The sequence below is a fragment of the Citrobacter sp. MGH110 genome (genome assembly GCF_001037515.1).
Classification (GTDB): domain Bacteria; phylum Pseudomonadota; class Gammaproteobacteria; order Enterobacterales; family Enterobacteriaceae; genus Citrobacter; species Citrobacter portucalensis.
The window spans coordinates 1,752,583-1,775,671 of record NZ_KQ089830.1; the positions used below are offsets into that span (position 1 = coordinate 1,752,583).

The window sequence follows — 23,089 nt, forward strand, 5'->3', positions numbered from 1 at the left end:
AATGCTGTCGTGTATTATTGTTGTTATTGGCCGCTAAGTACTCTCGCAGGATCAATATTGCTGGCGCGACGCGCCGGATACCAACTTGCCAAAAGACTCAGCACGAGTGCTGTCACCAGCACGTAAATCACATCCAGCCAGTGTAATTCCGATGGCAGGAAGTCAATGAAATAGATATCGCCGGACAGGAACTGATGGCCGATAAGCGCCTCAATCCCGTTTATGATCGGCGTCAGTTGCAACGAGACAACCACCCCGATGACGACGCCTATCAGGCTACCGAACAGACCCGCCAGCAGGCCGTACCAGACAAAAATGGCACGGATCAACCCATCTTTCGCCCCGAGGGTTCTTAATACCGCAATATCGCCGCTTTTGTCTTTTACCGCCATCACTAACGTGGAAACGATATTAAAACAGGCCACGCCAATTACCAGCACCATAGCCAGATACATAATGGCGCGGATCATCTGAATATCGCGGTACATATAGCCGTAGGTGCCGATCCAGCTCTTGATGTAAACATAGTTATTGGTGACTTCACCCGCGTCTCGCACCAGCTTATTGGCGTTAAACACGTCGTTAACCTTCAGCGCGATCCCGGAAACGCTGGTTCCCATATCAAGATATTGCTGCGCATCTTCCATTGGAATCATGGCAAAGCTGTGATCGAGCTGACCGCTCAGTTGCAGGATCCCCGTCACGTGCAAACGCACGCGTTTAGGCTGCTGTAGCTTATGATCCGCACTGGCGTTAGGGATCATAATCGACACCCAGTCACCCTGCTTCACCTTCAGCGCATCGGCAATACCCTTACCAATGATGATTTGTTGTTCACCGGCTTTAAAATTATCCCAGGCGTGGTTTTGCACAAAGGATGGCAACGCGCTTAAACGCTGTTCCTGTTTCGGGTCTACGCCCTTCACCTGCACCGCGCGTAAGTTCGCCCCGCTCTCCACCAGTCCGGTAAAGTTGATATAAGGCGCCGCGGCGACAATACCCGGCACTTTTTGTACCTTGTCGAGCGCTTCCTGCCAGTTATTCCACGGCTGATTTACGGCTTCAATCTCTCCGTGTGGGACTACGGCCAGAATACGGTTATTCAGCTCACGCTCAAATCCGTTCATGGCACTTAAACCGACGATCAACACCGCCACACCCAACGCGATGCCAACGGTAGATATCACCGAAATTAACGAAACCATACCGCCGCGCCGCCGACCACGGCTAAAGCGCAGACCAATCAATAACGATAAAGGCGAAGCCATTACTCAGCTCCCATCAGGCTCAGTTCAGCCGTCAGGCGACCATCGCGCATTTCAAGCTGGCGACTCATCCGCTTCGCCAGTTGCAGATCGTGCGTCACCACCAGAAATGCCGTGCCCTGAGAGCGGTTCAGCTCACCCAGAAGCTCGAAAATGCTGTCCGCGTTACGCGCATCCAGGTTACCCGTTGGCTCATCCGCCAGGACCAGACGCGGGTTATTCACCAGCGCACGCGCGATGGCCACCCGCTGGCGTTCGCCGCCAGACAGTTCAGACGGGCGATGACTGGCACGATGATCCAACCCTACCGCTTTCAGCATATCCCGTGCGCGCTCGGTAATTTCAGCCGGTTTTTTCTTGCCGATCAGCAGCGGCATCGCTACGTTTTCCAGCGCCGTAAAATCCGGCAGCAAATGGTGGAACTGGTAAATAAAGCCCAGCTTCTGATTACGCAGTTCCGCTTTCGCCGCCGACGAGAGCTTACTCATTGGCTGACCGCTAAAAATGACGTCGCCGGAAGTCGGGGTATCCAACCCACCTAACAGATGCAGCAACGTACTCTTGCCGGAGCCTGAGCTGCCGACAATCGCCATCATCTCACCTTCGCCGACGCAAAAACTGACATCGTGCAGTACATCGGTCTGCACAGTGCCTTCCTGATAGCGTTTGCACAGGTTGTCGCATTGCAACAGGATCTTATTCATAACGTAAAGCCTCAGCGGGTTGAGTGGCGGCAGCGCGCCAGGAAGGATAAAGCGTAGACAGCAGCGCGATGGCCATCGCCACCAGCGCAATGACGATAACCTGCAGCGGCTCGATAGCGACCGGCAGCGCAGCGCCATCCAGCAGCACACCAATAATTGGCATCAGATTGTTCAGTTGGCTGGCGAGCAAGGCACCCAGTACAGCGCCCAGCAGCGCGCCAATCACCCCGGCACTGGCCCCCTGAACCATAAACACCATCATTATCTGCCGCGGCGTTAGCCCCTGCGTTTGTAAAATCGCCACTTCCCCTTGCTTCTCCATTACCATCAGACCCAGCGAGGTAATAATATTAAAAGCTGCCACCGCCACGATCAGGCTAAGCAGCAGCCCCATCATGTTCTTTTCCATGCGCACGGCCTGGAACAGTTCCCCTTTGCGCTCGCGCCAGTCCTGCCATTTGGTGCCCTGCGGCAGTGTTTGCTGGCTCAGCGTGTCAACTTTTAACGGTTCGTTCAGCCACAGACGCCAGCCAGTGATATTACCCACCGGATAGCGCATCAGACGCGAGGCATCCTGAATGTTGGTCAGCATCTGGTAGCCATCGACTTCGCTGTTGGCGGCGAAAGTGCCAATCACCGTAAACAAACGCTGGCTCGGCAAACGCCCCATCGGCGTAAACTGGCTGGCCGAGGGCACCATCACACGGATTTGATCGCCACGGTTCACGCCCAGTTGCCCGGCAAGTTGCTCGCCGAGGATGACATTATACTTACCCGGTTGCAGATCTGTTTGCTTCACATTGACCAGATACGGTGTTAACGGATCTTTTTGCGCCGGATCGATACCGAGCATCACGCCGACCGCCACGCTACGCGCGCTTTGCAGCACCACATCTCCCGTAGTTATGGGTGCAACGCGGTTGACGCCGTTCAACACCACCGCTTTTTCCGGCAGTTGTTGCGGGTTGAGGGAACCCTGTTCAGACGAGAGTACGGCCTGAGGCATCAGGCCAAGAATATTGTTTTGCAGCTCGCGCTCGAAACCGTTCATCACCGACAACACCGTGACCAGCGCCATTACCCCGAGAGTAATGCCTATGGTGGAGAGCCAGGAAACGAAGCGACCGAAGCGATCTGCTGCACGCCCACGCATATAACGCAGGCCGATGAATAGAGCGACAGGTTGGTACATGAAATCCGTCTGGTTGCTGTTAGCAAAGTCACGAGTATATAAGCGAAAGCGGAATGGGTAAATGACTGAACCGTAAGTGTTCGTCAGCACTATTCCTAAAAGTATAAATAAATCAATTCGCTAAAGTTGTCCCTCTACCCTTCAGCCCGGGTCCCTGATCTTTATCTTAAAAAAACAAAATGCAGACAGTTACGCATTACAGCGCACAGCGGGTTGCGCAGGATGGCAGGCTATAGCCAACAATATGGATACGCCGTCTCGATGAAGAAAAAAGAACTATGGATTAATAAAATCAAAGGGTTATGTATTTGTCTGGTGGTGATTTACCACTCGGTAATCACGTTTTACCCGCACCTCACTACTTTTCAGCATCCGCTTTCAGAGCTGCTGAGCAAATGCTGGATTTACCTCAATTTGTACCTGGCGCCGTTTCGCATGCCGGTCTTTTTCTTTATTTCTGGGTATCTGATCCGTCGCTACATTGATAGCGTCCCGTGGCCTACCTGCGTGGATAAGCGGATCTGGAGCATTGCCTGGGTGCTGGTGCTTTGGGGAGTGGTGCAATGGCTGGCGTTAGTCGCGCTCAATAACTGGCTGGCCCCACAGCGCGATCTGAGTCATGCCGCCAACGCCGCGTATGCCGATTCGATCGCGGGTTTTACCCACGGAATGCTGACCGCCAGCACCAGCTTGTGGTATCTGTACGCGCTGATTGTCTATTTTGTTCTGTGTAAGATTTTCAGCCGCTGGGCGGTGCCGCTGTTGGCGTTATTTGTGGTGCTGAGCGTGGCGATCAATTTTGTCCCGACGCCGTGGTGGGGAATGAACAGCGTGATTCGCAATCTGCCCTGGTACAGCCTCGGTGCATGGTTTGGCGCAACGCTAATGGTATGGATCAAGGAGGTGCCCCTGCGCCGCCATGCGGTCATTGTTCTGGTTAGCGCAATTGCCGCCGTCGTCGCGTGGTTGGCAAATGTCTCACTATTACTTTCTCTGCTTTCCATTGTGCTGATCATGAAGCTGTTTTATCAATTTGAGTTGCGCTTTGGTATGCGTGAGTCCGGCCCGTTAAGCGTGATTGGTGCCAATACCATCGCCATCTACACCACCCACCGTATTCTGGTTGAGCTGTTCAGCTTAACGCTAATCCCCAAAATCAATCATACCGCCTGGCCTGCATATGCGGAGCTGGCCCTGCTGCTGGTGTATCCGTTCGCCTGCCTGCTACTGTGCACCTTGTTTGGCCTGTTGGTACGTAAAATTTCACAAAAAACAGTGGCCGACCTGCTCTTTTCCCCACCTTCTTTATCAGTTGTCTCGCGCTAACCCCTACGCGCTTTTTGCCCCCATCAGGGGGCGAATCAATTTGCTTATGAGAAACGATCACGGATAATAAAGAACATTGCTTATCAGATGTATATCTAAACGAGATCCTGACAACCGAATGCCTGAACAACATCGTTACACGCTCCCGGCGAAAGCTGGCGATCAGCGCCAGTTAGGTGAGCTTACCGGTGCCGCCTGCGCAACGCTGGTCGCCGAAATCGCCGAACATCACGCGGGTCCAGTGGTCCTGATCGCGCCGGACATGCAAAATGCGCTGCGTTTGCATGATGAAATTCGTCAGTTTACTGACCAGATGGTGATGAACCTGGCCGACTGGGAAACGCTACCCTACGACAGCTTTTCTCCCCATCAGGAGATTATCTCCTCGCGGCTCTCCACGCTGTATCAACTGCCTGCCATGCAGCGCGGCGTGCTGATCGTTCCGGTAAATACACTGATGCAGCGCGTTTGTCCGCACAGCTATCTGCACGGTCATGCGCTGGTCATGAAAAAGGGCCAGCGACTTTCACGTGACGCTCTGCGTGAACAGCTGGACAGTGCGGGCTATCGCCATGTTGATCAGGTCATGGAACACGGCGAATATGCCACGCGCGGCGCGTTGTTGGATTTGTTCCCGATGGGCAGCGAGTTGCCTTATCGTCTGGATTTCTTTGATGACGAAATCGACAGCCTGCGTCTGTTTGATACCGACACCCAGCGCACGCTGGAAGAAGTCGATGCCATTAATTTGCTTCCCGCACACGAATTCCCGACTGACAAAACGGCCATCGAACTATTCCGTAGCCAGTGGCGCGATGCCTTTGAGGTGAAACGCGACGCCGAACATATTTACCAGCAGGTCAGCAAAGGCACGTTACCTGCGGGTATTGAATACTGGCAACCGCTGTTTTTCAGCGAGCCGCTGCCGCCGCTGTTCAGCTACTTCCCCGCCAATACGTTATTGGTGAATACCGGTGATATCGAGACCAGCGCAGAACGCTTCCAGGCCGATACCCTGTCACGCTTTGAAAATCGCGGTGTTGATCCGATGCGCCCGCTTCTGCCGCCGGAATCGCTGTGGCTGCGGGTTGATGAGCTGTTTTCTGAACTTAAACGCTGGCCGCGCGTTCAACTGAAAACCGAGAGTCTGGCGAACAAAGCAGCGAATACTAACCTCGGGTTCCAGAAGCTGCCGGATATCGCCGTTCAGGCACAGCAAAAAGCGCCGTTAGATGCGTTACGTAAATTCCTTGAAGGCTTCACCGGTCCGGTGATTTTCTCGGTGGAAAGTGAAGGCCGCCGTGAAGCACTTGGCGAACTGCTCGCCCGTATCAAAGTGGCGCCGAAGCGGATATTGCGACTCGATGAAGCCGTAGATAACGGTCGTTATCTGATGATTGGCGCAGCTGAGCACGGCTTCATCGATAGCAAACGCAATCTGGCGCTGATTTGTGAAAGCGATCTGCTTGGGGAACGCGTGGCGCGCCGCCGCCAGGATTCTCGTCGCACCATCAACCCGGATACGTTAATTCGTAACCTCGCAGAGCTGCATCCCGGTCAGCCGGTGGTGCATCTGGAGCATGGCGTGGGTCGTTATGCCGGTATGACCACGCTGGAAGCGGGCGGCATCACCGGTGAATATCTGATGCTCACCTATGCCAACGACGCCAAACTGTACGTGCCGGTGTCGTCACTGCATCTGATCAGCCGCTATGCAGGTGGCGCAGAAGAGAATGCGCCGCTGCATAAACTTGGCGGCGATGCCTGGTCACGTGCCCGACAGAAAGCCGCTGAGAAGGTGCGCGATGTTGCGGCAGAGCTGCTGGATATTTATGCCCAGCGCGCGGCGAAAGAAGGCTTTGCCTTTAAGCATGACCGTGAACAGTATCAGCTGTTTTGCGACAGCTTCCCGTTTGAAACCACGCCTGACCAGGCGCAGGCGATTAACGCAGTACTCAGCGATATGTGTCAACCGCTGGCCATGGACCGCCTGGTCTGCGGCGACGTCGGCTTTGGTAAAACCGAAGTCGCGATGCGCGCGGCCTTTCTCGCCGTAGAGAACCACAAGCAGGTTGCCGTGCTGGTGCCGACCACCCTGCTCGCACAGCAGCACTTCGACAACTTCCGCGACCGCTTTGCCAACTGGCCGGTACGCATTGAGATGTTGTCCCGTTTCCGTAGCGCCAAAGAGCAAGCGCAGATTCTGGAGCAAGTTGCCGAGGGAAAAATTGATATTCTCATCGGCACGCACAAACTGCTGCAAGCGGATGTGAAGTTAAAAGATCTGGGTCTGCTGATTGTCGATGAAGAGCACCGTTTCGGCGTGCGCCACAAAGAACGCATCAAGGCGATGCGCGCAGATGTCGATATTCTGACCCTGACGGCAACGCCAATTCCACGTACGCTCAATATGGCAATGAGCGGCATGCGCGATCTGTCGATTATCGCCACGCCACCCGCTCGTCGTCTGGCGGTCAAAACCTTCGTGCGCGAATACGACAACCTGGTGGTACGCGAGGCGATCCTGCGTGAAGTTCTGCGCGGGGGACAAGTTTATTATCTGTTTAACGACGTCGAAAACATCCAGAAAACCGCTGACAGATTAGCAGAACTGGTGCCGGAAGCGCGTATTGGTATCGGTCACGGACAAATGCGCGAGCGCGAACTGGAACGCGTGATGAACGATTTCCACCATCAGCGTTTTAACGTGCTGGTGTGTACCACCATTATCGAAACCGGGATCGACATCCCCACCGCTAACACCATCATCATCGAACGAGCGGATCACTTCGGTTTAGCGCAATTACACCAGCTGCGCGGTCGTGTGGGACGTTCTCACCACCAGGCTTACGCCTGGCTGCTGACGCCGCATCCGAAAGCAATGACCACCGACGCGCAAAAACGTCTGGAAGCCATCGCCTCGCTGGAAGATTTGGGCGCAGGTTTTGCGCTGGCGACCCACGACCTCGAAATTCGCGGCGCCGGGGAATTACTGGGTGAAGATCAGAGTGGTTCCATGGAAAGCATCGGCTTCTCGCTGTATATGGAACTGCTGGAAAACGCGGTCGATGCGCTCAAAGAAGGGCGTGAACCGTCACTGGAAGATCTCACCAGCCAGCAAACCGAAGTTGAACTGCGCATGCCGTCTCTGCTGCCGGATGACTATATCCCGGATGTAAACACCCGACTGTCGTTCTACAAGCGCATTGCCAGTGCGAAAGGCGAAAACGAACTGGAAGAAATTAAGGTTGAGCTGATAGACCGTTTTGGCCTGCTGCCCGACCCGGCTCGTACGCTGCTGGATATCGCCCGTTTACGCCAGCAGGCGCAGAAACTGGGGATCAGAAAGCTCGAAGGCAATGAAAAAGGCGGTACCATTGAATTTGCCGAGAAAAACCACGTCAACCCGGTCTGGCTGATTGGTTTACTGCAAAAGCAGCCGCAGCACTTCCGTCTGGACGGTCCAACCCGGCTGAAATTTATGCAGGAGTTGAGCGAGCGTAAAACGCGGATCGACTGGGTCCGCCAGTTTATGCGTCAGCTTGAAGAAAACGCCGTAGCATAAGCATAGTGAACAGGCCGGGTGAGCACACCACTCACCCGGCCTGATGAATTTACAAACTCTTTGCACTTCCCTGCACTTCCCGACACAGCAAACAGCCATAATTCTCCTTTACTTTTACATAATAAAAACCACGTAAAAACAATGGATTTATGGTGATGTTAAACAATAAACGACTCTCTCGCTGGCTCGCGTTTTTTACGCTTGCAGCGACATTCGCGTTAGCACTTCCGGCTCAGGCAAACACCTGGCCGCTGCCGCCACCGGGAAGCCGTCTGGTGGGTCAGAATGCCGTTCACGTTGTTGAAGACAATGGCGGTTCTCTGGAAGCGATTGCGAAAAAGTACAATGTCGGCTTTCTCGCGCTGCTGCAGGCCAACCCTGGCGTTGACCCTTACGTACCACGTCCGGGCAGCGTTTTGACGATCCCGTTACAAACTCTGCTACCTGACGCCCCGCGCGAAGGTATTGTTATCAACCTCGCCGAACTGCGTCTTTATTATTACCAGCCGGGGACCAATTCGGTGACCGTGTATCCTATTGGTATTGGCCAGTTAGGTGGTGACACGCTGACGCCTACGATGGTAACCACCATCTCTGATAAACGCGCCAACCCCACCTGGACGCCGACGGCAAATATCCGCGCGCGATACAAAGCAAACGGGATTGACCTGCCTGCCGTTGTGCCTGCCGGTCCGGATAACCCGATGGGCCATCATGCGATTCGCTTAGCGGCATACGGCGGCGTGTACCTGTTGCACGGTACAAATGCTGATTTTGGCATCGGAATGCGCGTCAGCTCCGGCTGTATTCGTCTGCGCGACGGTGATATAGAAACCCTGTTCCGTCAGGTAACGCCCGGAACTAAGGTCAATATTATCAATACGCCGATCAAAGCATCCGTTGAGCCTAACGGCGTGCGCCTGGTGGAAGTACACCAACCGCTGTCCGAAAAAATCAATGACGACCCGCAACTGCTGCCGATCGTGCTGAACGCGTCCATGCAGACATTTAAAAATGCGGCGCAAACAGATACCGCCGTCATGGATCATGCGATGGAGATTCGCTCAGGCATGCCGGTCGATGTGACCCGTCATCATGACGTTGCTCAACAACCGCTGTAAACGTAGTGTATAAAAAAACCCCCGCTGGATTTTATTCCGCGGGGGTTTTTTATTTAACTCGCAGTGGCATTGCGATGGGTTAAATCTTATTTGTAGATAACAGCAGTTCCGTGAAGAGTGTTAGGACCGGTAACGGAAGTAATACGGAAAGACTTCGCACCCATCTCATCGGCTTTCTGCGCCAGTTGATCTTCCAAAGAACCTAAGTTAGTCCCCGCATTCGCAGAAATAGTACCGACTTTCTCTTGGCCCGCAGGAGTGGATTGAACTTCAACAGCGGCAAAGCTTGCAAATGACAGTGAGCTAAGAACAGCAGCAACAAACAGTGTTTTTACGTTTTTCATAATAGTGACCTTTAGCAGATGAATGGGTGTCGAAAAGATTAACTTAACGATCGATAGGTAAATCATAGATGTGATCCAGGTCACACGTCAACATTTTTTTATAATGATCGTTATATAAAATATAAAGGTCTTATTTTTCATACTAATAGCTATAAATTATTTTTATCGTGAATCCGCTGGAGTGTGCAGTCGAATATTTTTATAATGGTTATTCAATAAACCCAACAAAGGTACATCGGCGCCATGACAACTGAAACGACAGGTTGTGCAAAAAAAAGCCGTGGCCGACCAAAAGTGTTCGACAGGGAAGCCGCGCTTGATAAGGCCATGACACTCTTCTGGCAGCACGGATATGAAGCGACCTCGCTCGCCGATCTCGTGGAAGCCACCGGCGCAAAAGCGCCCACGCTGTATGCGGAGTTCACCAATAAAGAAGGGTTGTTCCGTGCCGTACTGGACCGCTACATCACCCGCTTTGCGGCGAAACACGAAGCCCAGCTGTTTTGTGAAGAAAAAAGCCTTGAGTCCGCACTGGAAGACTATTTCACCGCTATAGCGACCTGCTTTACCAGCAAGGACACCCCGGCGGGATGTTTCATGATTAATACTTCTGCGACGCTGGCAGCCTCTTCTCGCGATATTGCACACACGGTGAAATCCCGCCATGCAATGCAGGAACAGACGCTTACCCAGTTCCTTCACCAGCGCCAGCAACGAGGCGAAATTCCGGCCCATTGCGACGTGCAAAAACTGGCCGAATACCTGAACTGTATTTTACAAGGTATGTCGATCAGCGCCCGTGAAGGCGCAACGTTTGAAAAACTGATGCAGATCGCACACACAACCCTGCGACTGTGGCCCGAACTCGTCAAAGCTTAACCCTTTCCCGCAATTCCCCCGCTGTACTCACACCACCGGGAGCTGATAAAGCCCCCGGTTAGATTCCCGTTCTATTGTCCCTACATTTCTCATTGTTTTCATCGTGTTACCCGATCATTTTTTGTAAAAAGTATTGATAACGACAATTATTATCAGCAATATTCGCATTTGTTTTAATGCCTGTTTCACAATGTAACCATCGGTTTCTCTACCGCTATAACAAAAACAGACCGACTTTTTTTAAAAGGAATACAAATGCATAAGCGTCTCTGGGTGCTCAATCCTCTCCTGTTATCTTTAACTCTACCCGCTGTTGCGGCTGAGGAAGAGAACCTCATCGTCAGCGCCAACCGTAGCCAGCGCACAGTGGCAGAAATGGCGCAAACAACCTGGGTTATTGAAGGAAGCGAGATTGAACAACAGGTTCAGGGAGGAAAAGAGTTCAAGGATGTTCTTGCTCAGCTAATCCCAGGAATCGATGTTAGTAGCCAGGGACGCACAAACTACGGCATGAACATGCGCGGTCGCGCCATTGTCGTGCTAATTGACGGTGTCCGTCTGAACTCCTCGCGAACCGACAGCCGTCAGCTTGACTCCATTGACCCATTTAACATTGCGCACATTGAAGTCATTTCAGGCGCAACCTCACTTTATGGCGGTGGCAGTACCGGCGGATTAATCAACATTGTTACCAAAAAAGGTCAGCCGGAGCGTGAAGTAGAACTCGAACTGGGGAGCAAAAGCGGCTTCAACAATAGCAACGATCATGATGAACGCGTTGCCGCGGCGGTGAGTGGCGGAACCGATCGCGCTTCCGGGCGTATGTCCGTCGCGTATCAACGATTTGGCGGCTGGTATGACGGTAATCACGATGCCCTGCTGCTCGATAACACCCAAACCGGGTTACAGCACTCCGATCGTCTGGACGTCATGGGCACAGGGACGATTGAACTTGACGACAACCGTCAGTTGCAACTGGTTACGCAGTACTATAAAAGTCAGGGGGATGACGATTACGGGCTGGATCTCGGCGAGAACATGTCCGCCGTGACCGGAAACGGCAAAGCATATACCAGCAGCGGACTGAATTCCGATCGTATTCCCGGCACCGAACGTCATCTTATTAGCCTGCAATATTCAGATGCGGATTTTTTTGGCCAAAACCTGGTCAGCCAAATCTATTACCGTGACGAATCGCTGAAATTCTACCCCTTCCCTACGCTCAGCAAAGGCAAAGTCACCAGTTTCTCCGCATCACAGCAGGACACAGACCAGTTTGGTGCCAAAATTACCCTCAACAGCCAGTTGATGGATAACTGGGAGCTGACGTGGGGTGTCGATGCCGATCACGAAACCTTCGACTCCAATCAGAAATTCTTCGATCTGGCCTGGTCCCTGCCCTCCGGCGGCATGGACAACCGTACCGCTTATACCACCGGGCGTTACCCCGGTTACAGCATCACCAACTTCGCGCCTTTCCTGCAAAACAGCTATGACATTAACGACATTTTTACCCTCAGCGGCGGCGTGCGCTATCAGTGGACCGAAAACAGGGTTGATGATTTCGTTGGCTATGCTCAACAGCAGGGAATCGCGACCGGGCTTGCGAACTCTGCCGATACTATTCCGGGCGGCAAAACCGATTACGATAATTTCCTGTTCAACGCCGGTATCCTTGCCCACCTGACCGACCGTCAGCAAACGTGGTTTAACTTTTCTCAGGGCGTGGAGCTTCCGGACCCAGGGAAATATTACGGTAACGGTACCTATTCGCTGGTTGGCGATCATTACCAGCTCCAGCGCAGCGTCAACGTGGCGGATTCACGTCTGGAAGGGATTAAAGTTAACTCGTACGAACTGGGGTGGCGCTACACCGGCGATAGTCTGCGCACGCAACTGGCCGCTTACTACTCGACTTCAGATAAATCGATCGTTATCAACCGCAGCGATATGACCATTAACGTTCAGCCCGACGATCGCCGCATTTATGGCGTTGAAGGTGCGGTGGATTATTTCATTGCGGACACGGACTGGAGCCTGGGTGGCAACTTCAACGTCATTAAATCGGAAGTGAAACAGAACGGTAAATGGCAAAAATGGGATGTCACGCTGGCCTCACCGTCCAAAGCAACCGCGTGGGTCGGCTGGGCACCAGAACCGTGGACCTTGCGCGTACAGAGCCAGCAAACATTTGATCTGACCGACGCCAGCGGTAACAAGCTGGATGGCTATAACACGATGGACTTTATCGGCAGCTATCAGCTCCCGTTGGGTAAGCTGACCTTCAGCGTGGAAAACCTGCTGAATGAAGAGTACACCACACTGTGGGGACAACGTGCGCCACTGCTGTATAGCCCAACCTACGGCAGCCCGTCACTGTATGAATACAAGGGCAGGGGTCGTACTTTTGGTCTGAACTACGCCTTAACCTTCTGATAAAAAAAGCCCCCCAGCCTGAGCGAATGGGGGGCTAATGTTCAGGATAATGCTATTTTACGCTTTGTTATTCAGTACCAACTGTCCGTTGTTATCCAACGGAATTTGCGCGCCGGGGTCCTTATCCATACGGATTTTCCCCTGCTGATCGCCAATTTTGTACGTCACGTCGTAGCCCAGCATCTTTTCAGATTTGTCATACACCGTTTTACAACGCTGCTGCGTGGTGGTGTAAGTATCGTTTTCCTGCATCGAACCCTGAATCTGGTTACCTGCATAGCCGCCGCCTAAAGCACCGGCCACGGTAGCAATATCTTTACCACGTCCACCGCCAAACTGATGCCCAATAACACCACCCGCAACCGCGCCCAGTACGGAACCCGCGATACGGTTTTCATCTTGTACCGGCTTGCGGTGGGTGACCGTTACGTTCCGGCACTCCTGACGCGGTGTTTTTACCGACTCTTTAATCGGTGTTGCAGAGACAACTTGCGCATACTGTGGGCCACGCTCGAAAACGTTCAGACTGGCCACCGCTGCAACACCCAGCGCAGCAGCTACGCCAATCCCTATACCCGCCAACATTGATTTATTCACGGGACTACCTCCTTTTTTGCTATTAGCAACAACTTTGCAACAGAAGGTAAGGAATGCCAATCAGATTACGGATGAAAATAGCGGGAGGTGGAGCGAAAGCGGAATGATTCAGACAACTCTGAAGGAAGGCGTCGGATGCGTAAAATCATCCGACGCCACAGGTCGATATTAATGCAGTTTCAGACGCGGGCGAATCACCCGGTTGATACTGCCGACCAGCATCATCAGCCCGGTTTTGAAGTAGCCGTGCAAAGCAATCTGGTGCATGCGGTACAGTGAGATGTACACAAAGCGCGCAATACGTCCTTCCACCATCATCGAACCACGGGTCAGGTTGCCCATCAGGCTACCCACGGTAGAGAAGTTAGAGAGCGAGACCAGAGAGCCGTGATCTTTGTACTGATACGCTTTCAGCGGCTTACCGTTCATCTGTGCCAGAATATTGTTCATCGCGCAGGTCGCCATCTGGTGTGCTGCCTGAGCGCGCGGAGGCACAAAACCGCCTTCCGGGCGAGCGCAGGAAGCGCAGTCGCCAATCGCGTACACGTCAGGATCGCGCGTGCTCTGCAGAGTTGGCTCAACCACCAGTTGGTTAATACGGTTCGTTTCCAGACCGCCAATGTCTTTCATAAAGTCTGGCGCTTTGATACCCGCCGCCCACACCATCAGATCGGCTTTAATGTATTCGCCATCTTTGGTGTGCAGTCCGCCTTCATCAGCGCTGGTTACCATCGTCTGGGTCAGTACGCGTACACCCAGTTTGGTTAACTCATTATGCGCAGCACCGGAAATACGCGGCGGCAACGCAGGCAGAATACGCTCACCGGCTTCGACCAGCGTAACGTTCAGCGCGTCATTGGTCAGCCCTTTGTAACCATAGCTGTGCAGTTGTTTTACCGCATTGTGCAGCTCAGCGGAGAGTTCAACACCCGTCGCACCGCCACCCACAATGGCGATATTCACTTTTCCGTTAGCGCCCAGATTCGCGGAATACTTCAGGAACAGATTCAGCATCTCCTGGTGGAAACGACGCGCCTGATGCGGGTTATCGAGGAAAATGCAGTTTTCTTTCACGCCAGGGGTGTTGAAATCGTTGGACGTACTGCCCAACGCCATCACCAGCGTGTCATACGGCACTTTACGCTCAGGAACCAGCAGCTCACCCTTCTCATCGCGCAGCTCAGCAAGAGTAATGGTCTTCGCTTCACGATCGATATCCACCACCGAGCCTAACTGGAACTGGAAGCCATGGTTACGGGCATGTGCCAGATAACTCAGCGCATCCACACCTTCGTCCAGTGAACCCGTCGCCACTTCATGCAGTAACGGTTTCCACAAGTGACTGTGGTTTCTGTCTACCAGTGTGATTTTGGCCTTTTTCTTACGCCCGAGTTTTTTACCCAACTGCGTCGCCATTTCCAGTCCGCCAGCACCGCCGCCGACAATCACGATCCTTTTCAATGGTGTAGTCAACGTGACCCCCTCAAATTTATTAACCAATTGTTAATTAAAAGTTATGAACATAGCCTTTAATTAACAACAAGTTACGGCAATGAAAATGTTCTTCGAGAGTGAGAATAACACGAACGGTGCATTGGTCATACCAAAATTGATGTGTATCAAGTTTTGATGCTGAAAAGATAGACAACCGGAACTTTAAGAACAAAAAAACCAGCCCGGCGGCTGGTTTTTTACACACTCAATAAGAATTAACCTAACGTCTTGAACGCTTTGATGCGCTGCAAATGCGGAGAGATATTCTTAAACTTATGCGTCTGCTCTTCGTCCCAGACTATCTCGTAAAAATGATGCAGCTCTTCCGACGAACGCTGACTGTTAAGCGCTTCATCATGACGTGACAGGATCACCAGGCAGCGATCGCGATTCTTCTCACGGAAATTGGTCACGCATTTTGTTGCGATGTCTGCATACTCCTCAGGTCTGTCGATTTTGCCTTCCATGTTCTCATACGGGAACAGGTTGGGATTAAACACTACCTGACGAATATCACACAGGAAACCAATCCGTTCAGCCCAATATCCCCCGAGCCCCACACCACAAATCAGCGGACGGTCATCCACATTCAGCTGCAGCATTTTGTCCACTTCTTTCAGCAGATGCTGCATATCATGTTTAGGATGCCGCGTACTGTAGCTAATCAGCCTGACATCCGGGTCGATGAATTGCAGCTGCAACACCTTCTCATGGTTGCCCGGGCTGTTAGAGTCAAAACCGTGTAAATAGATAATCATCGCATCCTCGCCAAACTTGCGTTAATGACCTGCTTTCTCTTCCTGCCAGCGCTCATGAAGTTGGTTAAGCTGAGCGCTTACCGTCTTCCAGCGTGCCGAGTCCATCAGTTCCTGACGTGAAAATGAACCTTTATGATACAAACGTGTAACACGTTCTGCATTGATCGGCGACAGATTATCTAACACACTGACCGCTCCCTTACGATTATTGCAGACCAGGATCATATCGCAACCTGCATCCAGCGACGCCTGTCCACGCTCCGCATAGCTTCCCATAATCGCCGCCCCTTCCATCGACAAATCGTCGGAGAAAATGACACCATCGAAGCCAAGTTCCTGACGTAGCACCGTTTTCAACCAGTGAGGTGAGCCACTCGCCGGACGCGGATCGACATCACTGTAGATGACATGCGCAGGCATAATGGCATCCAGTTTGTTTTCCGTAATCAACGTCTGGAACACGGACATATCTTTCGCACGAATCTCGGCTTCTGGGCGTGGATCGGTTGGCGTTTCTTTGTGTGAATCCGCCGTCACCGCCCCATGTCCTGGGAAATGTTTACCGGTCGTTTTCATGCCAGCAGCATGCATCCCGTCAATGAAGCGGGTCGCCATCGCCAGCGCTTTTAGCGGATCGGCATGGTAAGAACGCTCGCCGATTGCCGCGCTGATATGGCCCACATCCAGCACGGGTGCAAAGCTGATATCAATGTCCATCGCGATCATTTCGCTGGCCATCAACCACCCGGCGTCCTGAGCCAGTTTGCCGCCCTCTTCCAAACCGTGCAACGCAGCAAAGGATTGAGCCGCAGGCAGGCGGGTAAAGCCCTCACGAAAACGCTGTACGCGTCCGCCTTCCTGATCTACCGCCACCACCAGATGGTTACGTGACGCAGCCCGGATCTGACGCACTAATTCACGCAGCTGTTCCGGGTCATGATAATTTCGGGTAAAGAGGATCAACCCACCTACCAGCGGATGTGCCAGAATCTCACGCTCTTCAGCGTCCAGCTCATACCCTTCGACATCCAACATTACTGGGCCCACACTGCTCTCCTTATCCTTTCATTGTTAGCTGCCGCCAGGTTTCATCGGCCAGCCTGATAAATTGTCGATCGCCGGTTTGCCGCCAGCGATACTCAAACCACCCCGCCTTCAGCATCATTATCCAGGGTTGCCATTGTCTGACCTGTCGCCACAAAACGTCTGGCTCAATGTGCGCTCGTTGGGCGTAGGTGCTAACCAACTGTTGGTGCTGGGATTCATCGCTAACCCATACTGCCGCCAGCTCCAGAGCAATATCACCGTCTCCGGCGTATTCCCAGTCAATCAGCCGCAGCCCTGATGCCGTACGTACGATGTTGTCACCGTGAACATCCATATGCAGCGGCCCCAGGCGCAAAGGTCGAGGCTCACCTCGTTTCCTTAGCCGCTTCAGCGCGCGCAGCCAGCATGGTGTACGACGCGCCGGATCGCCACACTGCCAGTACTGTTCAAGTAGCGGAAGCAGGTTGATTCGCCAGCCCAATCGGGGTTGCTGGTGCAGATGATACAGTAAGCCTGCGAGTTCGTCGGCGTCCGGTAATCTGGATTCTACCTTACCGTGAAAAAACTCGACTGCCATCCACCCACGCGTATAAAAGTGAGGACGTGGCGCAAGGCTTTCTGGCAGGTGTTTTAGCGCATGATATTGGCGTAAGAAATGAGATTCCGGCGCGTCAGGGTCGTGATGGCAGCGCAGTACCAGTCGGTGGGAACGGTGTTCAATGATGCAGCTCCCGCCGCTCAGGCCGGTTTGGCTGGTTGCGACGGGATGATACTGCGGGAAATAGCGCGACAACACTTCGCCGCGCGTGAGTCTGTTATTGTTGCTGAACGGCACCTTTACCTGACCAGATTATCTCGCCAGTTTGTACCAGCATTAATTGCATTTGCAGCGCAGGCGAATTGACGTTGCCGGATGCGCTGGAATAAAGCACATACTGCGCGCCAACGTTACGGGCGATACCAATCGCTTTACTGCGCGTTCCCAGACTGTCATTCGGCGACAGACCTAACTGCTGTTTGGCGACAGCCAGCTGTTGGGCAGAAATCAGCGTAAACTTACCGTTATTCGCCAGCGCGTTACGTAAGGTTTCGGTGGCTTCACCCGCGTTCAACGAGCCGTTGGTGCGGTTATTCACGCTATCAACCAGCAGAACGCCGCCCGCTTTGACGCCGTCTGCCTGCAGCATTTTGCCGACCATCGGCTGCATAGCCCCGTTCCAGTCATAGTGACGTTGACGTGGCGTAGGCTGCGCCGTTTGGTCTTCATGCTCAATTGGGCCCGGCTGCTGCGGTATACTTGGCACCGTTGGCACAACCGGCACCGGTTGTTGCGGCTGCGCAGGCTGTTCCGGTACCGGCTTCACTTCCTCTACCGGCGCGGGCTCACGTTGCGCCACACAGCCAGAGAGAAACATCGCCAGCGCGGCAATCAATGCGTAGCGATTCATTTTGTTCATCAAGATTCACCCCTTACAAATAAAGATAAAGTCTAACCTTGTGCGCCCCCAGAAAATTGGCGCTGCCGTACAGCGTCACCGACGAATGAGCCGGAATAGTCACACTGCGTGGCGCTTCCAGAGGGTGCATTTCCAGCCCTCTGGCGTCATACCAGTAAAACCGATAATGAACGGTAACGGGTTCTTGTCTTTCGTTATAGAGTCGAGAGGATGCCGAAGCCTGAATATCAGACGTTGTTAACGTGGGCTGCTCTGCTGTAATACCCGCCGCCAGAATTGTTGATTCCATCACCAGCGACTGTTCATCACTTACCGGGATTTCAGGATGTGTTCGACAACCCGCCAGCAACAACAAACCCAGTGAAAGCGCAATGCATCCTCTGGTCATGCTTACAGACCTTTATGCGCAAGCATTGGGCCAAGCGCACGTCCACCCAGCAGGTGCATATGAATGTGATACACCTCCTGCCCCCCGTGGCGGTTGGTGTTCATGATTAAGCGGTACCCATCTGCAGCAATGCCTTCCTGCTCAGCAATTTTCGCCGCAACGGTGATCATGCGGCCCAATGCCTTTTCATGTTCCGCCGTCACATCGTTGACAGTTGGGATCAGAATGTTAGGAATGATCAGGATATGCGTTGGTGCCTGAGGGGAAATATCACGAAACGCAGTGACCAGTTCATCCTGGTATACGATATCCGACGGAATCTCACGACGAATAATTTTGCTGAATATAGTTTCTTCTGCCACGACGTTTTCCTTTTTCATTAACAGCCCAAGCGTTTTGCCATGCTACGCCGGGTAACTCTGCGAGTATAGAGTATGAGCGAGTTACTCACGCTCTTTCAACTTTAACCCTCGATTTTTTAAGCGAAAACCCCAGTCAGTGCTGCTCTTATAACCATTTCCCTGCGCTATTGCTTAAGCATAGTACTGAAACAATATTTCATTTATGCCGTAGCATCTGTTTACACATTGAGTGCTAATGCGTATATTTCGCATTTGTATTTACATGCGCATTTAATAATTTACAACCAAAGGGTTCATCACAACTACCGGTGATTTGAACTTAATATTAATAATTATCAAGGACTTTTCGATGTCTTTCACAACACTCAACGGGAATGTTCAACGCCAACCGGGGCTTGCCCCTTCTTTGCTGGCAGCATGCGTCACGCTAGCCCTTTTACCTTCCACCAGCCTCGCAGCCCCTGCAGAAGAGACAGTGATCGTGGAGGGTTCTGCTCCATCCGCATCCAGTGAGGAGCAGGATTACAGTGTTAAATCGACGACAGCTGGCACAAAAATGCAAATGACACAGCGCGATATTCCGCAATCGGTCAGCATTGTCAGCCAGCAACGCATGGAAGATCAGCAATTGCAAACGCTGGGCGATGTGATGGACAACACGTTGGGGATAAGCAAAAGCCAGGCGGATTCAGATCGCAGCAGCTATTACTCGCGCGGATTTCAGATTGATAACTATATGGTCGATGGGATCCCGACCTATTTTGAATCCCGCTGGAATCTCGGTGACGCCCTTTCTGACACCGCCCTTTTTGAGCGTGTCGAAGTGGTCCGTGGCGCAAACGGGCTAATGACCGGGACGGGTAACCCTTCAGCCTCAATTAACATGATCCGTAAGCATGCCACCAGCCGCGAGTTCACCGGTAATGTTTCAGCGGAATATGGCAGTTGGAACAAACAACGCTATGTGACCGATCTGCAAAGCCCGCTTACAGCAGACGGCAACGTGCGCGGCCGCATCGTGGCGGGTTACCAGAATAACGACTCCTGGCTTGATCGCTACAATAGCGAAAAAATGTTCTTCTCCGGGATTGTCGATGCCGATTTGGGTGACACCACCAGCCTGTCTGCGGGCTATGAATATCAGCGCATTGATATCAACAGCCCAACCTGGGGTGGATTGCCGCGCTGGAATACCGATGGCAGTAAAAACAGCTACGACCGCTCGCGTAGCACTGCGCCGGACTGGGCTTACAACGATAAAGACTTCAACAAAGTGTTTGTCACCATCAAACAACGTTTTGCCGATACCTGGCAGGCGACCATGAACGCCACCCACTCCGAGGTCAAGTTCGACAGTAAAATGATGTACGTCGATGCCTATGTTAATAAGGCCGACGGCACGCTGATTGGCCCATATGGTAACTATGGTCCAGGATATGACTACGTCGGAGGAACCGGCTGGAACAGCGGCAAACGTAAAGTGGATGCTGTCGATCTATTCGCCGACGGCGGTTATGATCTGTTTGGTCGCCAGCATAATCTGATGTTGGGCGGCAGCTACAGTAAACAGAATAACCGTTATGAAAGCTCGTGGGCGAACGTTTTCCCCAACGAAATCGGCAGCTTCTATACCTACGATGGTAACTTCCCGGAAACCAACTGGAACCCGCAGTCATTAGCTCAGGACGATACCACGCACATGAAATCGCTGTACGCCGCAACGCGTATTTCGCTGGCCGACCCACTGCATTTGATTGTTGGCGCACGTTACACCAACTGGCGTATCGACACCCTGACCTACAGCATGGAGCAAAACCACACCACGCCGTATGCGGGTCTGGTCTATGACATTGACGATAACTGGTCTACCTACGCCAGCTATACCTCAATCTTCCAGCCGCAGAACAAGCGCGACAGTTCCGGTAAATATCTCTCTCCGATCACCGGCAACAACTATGAGCTTGGCCTGAAGTCCGACTGGATGAACAGCCGTTTAACCACCACGCTCGCGGTGTTCCGCATTGAACAGGATAACGTAGCGCAATCAACCGGCGTGCCAATCGCCGGTAGCAATGGCGACACGGCCTTTAAAGCGATGGATGGTACGGTCAGCAAAGGGGTCGAATTCGAGATTAACGGTGCGATCACTGATAACTGGCAGATGACGTTTGGTGCGACACGCTATGTTGCAGAAGACAACGAAGGCAATGCAGTAAACCCAAACCTGCCGCGGACCACGGTAAAACTGTTTACCCGTTATCGCCTGCCAGCCATGCCGGAACTGACCGTCGGCGGTGGAGTTAACTGGCAGAACCGTGTTTACAGCGATACGGTCACGCCTTATGGCACATTCCGCGCGGAACAAGGAAGCTACGCCCTGGTAGATTTGTTCACCCGCTACCAGGTAACAAAAAACTTCTCAGTGCAGGGTAACCTTAATAACCTGTTCGATAAAACCTACGACACGAATATCGACGGTTCTATCGTTTATGGTGAGCCGCGTAACGTCAGTGTTACCGCCAGCTATCAGTTCTGACACCGGGTATTGCGTAGAATCGCTAACTCGCTGACTTAGGTTGCAAATTCTCATCAAACTCCAGCCGCTTTCTGTCGGGTTCTACCGCAGTCAGCGGCTTCACTTCTGCAAGCGTCTGCTGACAGCGCTCCACCAGCACCTGATACTCGCGAGTGCCCTGTTTTTTCCACACCAGTTCCTGCTCAGTTAACATGCGAATCGCTTTTGCCGGGCTGCCGACAATCAGATGGTTGGCGGGCATCTCAGCGCGCGCTTTCACAAACGCCGAAGCACCAACGATACTGTTTTCACCGATGGTCGCGCCATCGATAATCACCGCGCTCATGCCGACCAGCGCGTTACGCCCAATCACACAGCCATGCAGAATCGCGCCGTGGCCGATATGTCCGTCCTCTTCCACTACCGTATCCTGGCCGGGAAATCCGTGCATCACGCAGTTATCCTGGATATTCGCCCCATCTTTAACCACGATACGCCCAAAATCTCCGCGCAGGCTGGCGTTGGGACCAACATAAACACTTTTGCCGAGAATGACATCGCCAATCAGCACTGCGGTTGGGTGAACATAGCTTTCTGCAGGAACTACCGGGATCATCCCGTCAATCTGGTAAATCGGCATGGCTTCTCCTGTTACACCTCGGCTAATCCGCCGAAGCGTTGATAATAGAGCGGCCCCGGCGCGGGCAGTTCCCCCACCGAGCTCTCGCCTTTTTCGCTGACAAAAACCTGGGCGCCGGGCGCAACACGTTGATAAATATTAATGCACAGCTGACGCGCCGTCTGACCCAGCCAGTGAGCAGGCAACAATTCTTCCGGCAGCAGCGGATCTTTGAGCACAACCCGACGATAGAAGTGAATGAGCAACAGGCGGATCTGGAAGCAGCGCTCTGGCGTAAGTTCGTCCGGCCCGGCGTCACGCAGTAGCGGTAACAACGGACGGAACAGCATGATAAACGCCTCGTACATGGCATTTTGTTCGGTTAAGTGCCAGCACCCTTCTACCCGCTCACGCAGCGCAGCGCGGGAGAGTGCCAACGGCGAATGCGCCTCAAAAACGATGACGTTTTCCGCTACCCCAGCTTCATGAAGCAGCGACTGTACGTCCGCCAGCTTTTGCGATGGCGACGCCAGCAGACTCGGCGCCAGTACGCCAAAACCTTGCCATAACAGCTGCTTTTTAACTTCGGCCAGGGTATTTTTCTCCAGCCCCTCCGACAGCAGCAGCAGCCAGGTACCGTCCCACTCAGGGGCGCTGGCACGGTAGATTTTGCTCTCGGCGCGGCGCGTCAAGCGTAGCCCTTTATCACTCAGGCGGTAGAAACTGCGGCGGCCGATACGTACTACGTCCAGCCATTCTTCTTTATTAAGGCGAAACAGCGCGGTACGTACAAAACGCTCACCGAAGCCAAGCCCTTCCAGCAGCGCGGCAACGCTACCGAGCCAGACTTCTCCACCGCGTTGCGATAAACAGTCCCCGTAAAGCGAGGCGATAAGAGAGGTGCCGCTGACCGGCATTGCGGTTACCGCCTGCTGAATAAAACTATCGAGTTTTTCCATATGATTCATACTGTTGTCTTTTTTGTCCTTTTTGAATCATAGCACAGGATAATTTCCGCGA

Annotated in this window: 20 protein-coding genes; 6 read left to right on the forward strand and 14 right to left on the reverse strand. The window is 52.9% G+C overall.

The features are described from left to right. Positions 1 to 23 precede the first annotated feature (23 nt). The 3 genes from lolE to lolC are packed head-to-tail and all read right to left on the reverse strand — an operon-like array spanning position 24 to position 3,161. Positions 24 to 1,268 (reverse strand): lipoprotein-releasing ABC transporter permease subunit LolE, encoded by a 1,245-nt coding sequence (gene lolE, locus SK38_RS08440; RefSeq protein WP_003030804.1) that lies wholly within the window; start codon positions 1,266 to 1,268, stop codon positions 24 to 26. Beyond that, a complete protein-coding gene (lolD, locus tag SK38_RS08445) occupies positions 1,268 to 1,969 on the reverse strand; it encodes a lipoprotein-releasing ABC transporter ATP-binding protein LolD (RefSeq protein WP_003832278.1) in 702 nt (233 codons plus the stop codon). Before lolD ends, lolE begins: the two co-directional genes overlap by 1 nt. Continuing rightward, positions 1,962 to 3,161: a lipoprotein-releasing ABC transporter permease subunit LolC gene (gene lolC / locus SK38_RS08450; protein WP_032934420.1), complete on the reverse strand. Its 1,200-nt coding sequence runs from the start codon at positions 3,159 to 3,161 to the stop codon at positions 1,962 to 1,964. The genes lolD and lolC overlap by 8 nt, the downstream gene beginning before the upstream one ends. Before the next feature lie 261 nt (positions 3,162 to 3,422). On the opposite strand from lolC, the gene SK38_RS08455 reads away from it, so the two are divergent. The 3 genes from SK38_RS08455 (at position 3,423) to ldtC (ending at position 9,173) form a co-directional block, all read left to right on the forward strand. Beyond that, the gene (locus SK38_RS08455; RefSeq protein WP_048235619.1) at positions 3,423 to 4,487 is read left to right on the forward strand and encodes an acyltransferase family protein; all 1,065 of its coding nucleotides are present in this window, start codon (positions 3,423 to 3,425) and stop codon (positions 4,485 to 4,487) included. A 118-nt stretch (positions 4,488 to 4,605) separates the two neighbouring features. Next, positions 4,606 to 8,052 (forward strand): transcription-repair coupling factor, encoded by a 3,447-nt coding sequence (gene mfd / locus SK38_RS08460; RefSeq protein ID WP_048235620.1) that lies wholly within the window; start codon positions 4,606 to 4,608, stop codon positions 8,050 to 8,052. A 155-nt stretch (positions 8,053 to 8,207) separates the two neighbouring features. Continuing rightward, positions 8,208 to 9,173: a L,D-transpeptidase LdtC gene (gene ldtC, locus SK38_RS08465; protein WP_032944376.1), complete on the forward strand. Its 966-nt coding sequence runs from the start codon at positions 8,208 to 8,210 to the stop codon at positions 9,171 to 9,173. Between the two features lie 86 nt (positions 9,174 to 9,259). On the opposite strand, the gene bhsA is transcribed toward ldtC, so the two are convergent. Then, the gene (gene bhsA, locus SK38_RS08470) at positions 9,260 to 9,517 is read right to left on the reverse strand and encodes a multiple stress resistance protein BhsA (RefSeq protein WP_003030810.1); all 258 of its coding nucleotides are present in this window, start codon (positions 9,515 to 9,517) and stop codon (positions 9,260 to 9,262) included. 243 nt (positions 9,518 to 9,760) lie between these two features. Between bhsA and comR the strand changes: the two genes are divergently transcribed. Together comR and SK38_RS08480 are read left to right on the forward strand one after the other, a co-directional pair. Beyond that, positions 9,761 to 10,396 carry a TetR family copper-responsive transcriptional repressor ComR gene (gene comR, locus SK38_RS08475; RefSeq protein ID WP_008784432.1) on the forward strand — a complete coding sequence of 212 codons (636 nt, stop codon included), beginning with the start codon at positions 9,761 to 9,763 and terminating at the stop codon, positions 10,394 to 10,396. 255 nt (positions 10,397 to 10,651) lie between these two features. After that, positions 10,652 to 12,832 carry a TonB-dependent siderophore receptor gene (locus SK38_RS08480; protein WP_048235621.1) on the forward strand — a complete coding sequence of 727 codons (2,181 nt, stop codon included), beginning with the start codon at positions 10,652 to 10,654 and terminating at the stop codon, positions 12,830 to 12,832. A 57-nt stretch (positions 12,833 to 12,889) separates the two neighbouring features. Here SK38_RS08480 and SK38_RS08485 read toward each other — a convergent pair whose 3' ends face one another. The 8 genes from SK38_RS08485 to hinT form a co-directional block, all read right to left on the reverse strand. Next, positions 12,890 to 13,429, reverse strand: a complete 540-nt coding sequence (locus SK38_RS08485) for a glycine zipper 2TM domain-containing protein (RefSeq protein WP_003030814.1) — start codon at positions 13,427 to 13,429, stop codon at positions 12,890 to 12,892. 168 nt (positions 13,430 to 13,597) lie between these two features. Continuing rightward, positions 13,598 to 14,902: an NADH-quinone dehydrogenase gene (gene ndh / locus SK38_RS08490; protein ID WP_003832263.1), complete on the reverse strand. Its 1,305-nt coding sequence runs from the start codon at positions 14,900 to 14,902 to the stop codon at positions 13,598 to 13,600. 236 nt (positions 14,903 to 15,138) lie between these two features. Then, entirely contained in the window at positions 15,139 to 15,681 is a 543-nt protein-coding gene (ycfP, locus tag SK38_RS08495; RefSeq protein ID WP_003030817.1) for an alpha/beta hydrolase YcfP, read from the reverse strand. Positions 15,682 to 15,702: 21 nt separating this feature from the next. Continuing rightward, positions 15,703 to 16,728 (reverse strand): beta-N-acetylhexosaminidase, encoded by a 1,026-nt coding sequence (gene nagZ / locus SK38_RS08500; protein ID WP_032943019.1) that lies wholly within the window; start codon positions 16,726 to 16,728, stop codon positions 15,703 to 15,705. A gap of 10 nt (positions 16,729 to 16,738) precedes the next feature. Continuing rightward, positions 16,739 to 17,563 carry a thiamine kinase gene (thiK, locus tag SK38_RS08505; protein WP_048235622.1) on the reverse strand — a complete coding sequence of 275 codons (825 nt, stop codon included), beginning with the start codon at positions 17,561 to 17,563 and terminating at the stop codon, positions 16,739 to 16,741. Continuing rightward, entirely contained in the window at positions 17,544 to 18,185 is a 642-nt protein-coding gene (gene lpoB / locus SK38_RS08510) for a penicillin-binding protein activator LpoB (RefSeq protein WP_008784426.1), read from the reverse strand. Before lpoB ends, thiK begins: the two co-directional genes overlap by 20 nt. Before the next feature lie 13 nt (positions 18,186 to 18,198). Then, a complete protein-coding gene (locus SK38_RS08515) occupies positions 18,199 to 18,573 on the reverse strand; it encodes a YcfL family putative periplasmic lipoprotein (protein WP_008784425.1) in 375 nt (124 codons plus the stop codon). Positions 18,574 to 18,575: 2 nt separating this feature from the next. Beyond that, positions 18,576 to 18,935 (reverse strand): purine nucleoside phosphoramidase, encoded by a 360-nt coding sequence (gene hinT, locus SK38_RS08520; RefSeq protein ID WP_048236457.1) that lies wholly within the window; start codon positions 18,933 to 18,935, stop codon positions 18,576 to 18,578. A gap of 349 nt (positions 18,936 to 19,284) precedes the next feature. Here hinT and fhuE point away from each other — a divergent pair, with 349 nt between their 5' ends. Beyond that, positions 19,285 to 21,471 (forward strand): ferric-rhodotorulic acid/ferric-coprogen receptor FhuE, encoded by a 2,187-nt coding sequence (gene fhuE, locus SK38_RS08525; protein ID WP_032943015.1) that lies wholly within the window; start codon positions 19,285 to 19,287, stop codon positions 21,469 to 21,471. 22 nt (positions 21,472 to 21,493) lie between these two features. On the opposite strand, the gene paaY is transcribed toward fhuE, so the two are convergent. Both paaY and paaX read right to left on the reverse strand, forming a co-directional pair. Further along, a complete protein-coding gene (gene paaY, locus SK38_RS08530) occupies positions 21,494 to 22,090 on the reverse strand; it encodes a phenylacetic acid degradation protein PaaY (protein ID WP_048235623.1) in 597 nt (198 codons plus the stop codon). Positions 22,091 to 22,101: 11 nt separating this feature from the next. Further along, a complete protein-coding gene (paaX, locus tag SK38_RS08535) occupies positions 22,102 to 23,028 on the reverse strand; it encodes a phenylacetic acid degradation operon negative regulatory protein PaaX (RefSeq protein WP_172111175.1) in 927 nt (308 codons plus the stop codon). Positions 23,029 to 23,089 lie beyond the last annotated feature (61 nt).

Coding starts and splice junctions, on each gene's coding strand:
- paaY (WP_048235623.1), bottom strand. CDS start 22,090: ATGCCGATTTACCAGATTGACGGGATGATCCCGGTAGTTCCTGCAGAA.
- bhsA (WP_003030810.1), bottom strand. CDS start 9,517: ATGAAAAACGTAAAAACACTGTTTGTTGCTGCTGTTCTTAGCTCACTG.
- mfd (WP_048235620.1), top strand. CDS start 4,606: ATGCCTGAACAACATCGTTACACGCTCCCGGCGAAAGCTGGCGATCAG.
- lolC (WP_032934420.1), bottom strand. CDS start 3,161: ATGTACCAACCTGTCGCTCTATTCATCGGCCTGCGTTATATGCGTGGG.
- comR (WP_008784432.1), top strand. CDS start 9,761: ATGACAACTGAAACGACAGGTTGTGCAAAAAAAAGCCGTGGCCGACCA.
- lpoB (WP_008784426.1), bottom strand. CDS start 18,185: ATGAACAAAATGAATCGCTACGCATTGATTGCCGCGCTGGCGATGTTT.
- fhuE (WP_032943015.1), top strand. CDS start 19,285: ATGTCTTTCACAACACTCAACGGGAATGTTCAACGCCAACCGGGGCTT.
- SK38_RS08480 (WP_048235621.1), top strand. CDS start 10,652: ATGCATAAGCGTCTCTGGGTGCTCAATCCTCTCCTGTTATCTTTAACT.
- lolE (WP_003030804.1), bottom strand. CDS start 1,268: ATGGCTTCGCCTTTATCGTTATTGATTGGTCTGCGCTTTAGCCGTGGT.
- ycfP (WP_003030817.1), bottom strand. CDS start 15,681: ATGATTATCTATTTACACGGTTTTGACTCTAACAGCCCGGGCAACCAT.
- lolD (WP_003832278.1), bottom strand. CDS start 1,969: ATGAATAAGATCCTGTTGCAATGCGACAACCTGTGCAAACGCTATCAG.
- SK38_RS08515 (WP_008784425.1), bottom strand. CDS start 18,573: ATGACCAGAGGATGCATTGCGCTTTCACTGGGTTTGTTGTTGCTGGCG.
- paaX (WP_172111175.1), bottom strand. CDS start 23,028: ATGGAAAAACTCGATAGTTTTATTCAGCAGGCGGTAACCGCAATGCCG.
- ldtC (WP_032944376.1), top strand. CDS start 8,208: ATGTTAAACAATAAACGACTCTCTCGCTGGCTCGCGTTTTTTACGCTT.
- SK38_RS08455 (WP_048235619.1), top strand. CDS start 3,423: ATGAAGAAAAAAGAACTATGGATTAATAAAATCAAAGGGTTATGTATT.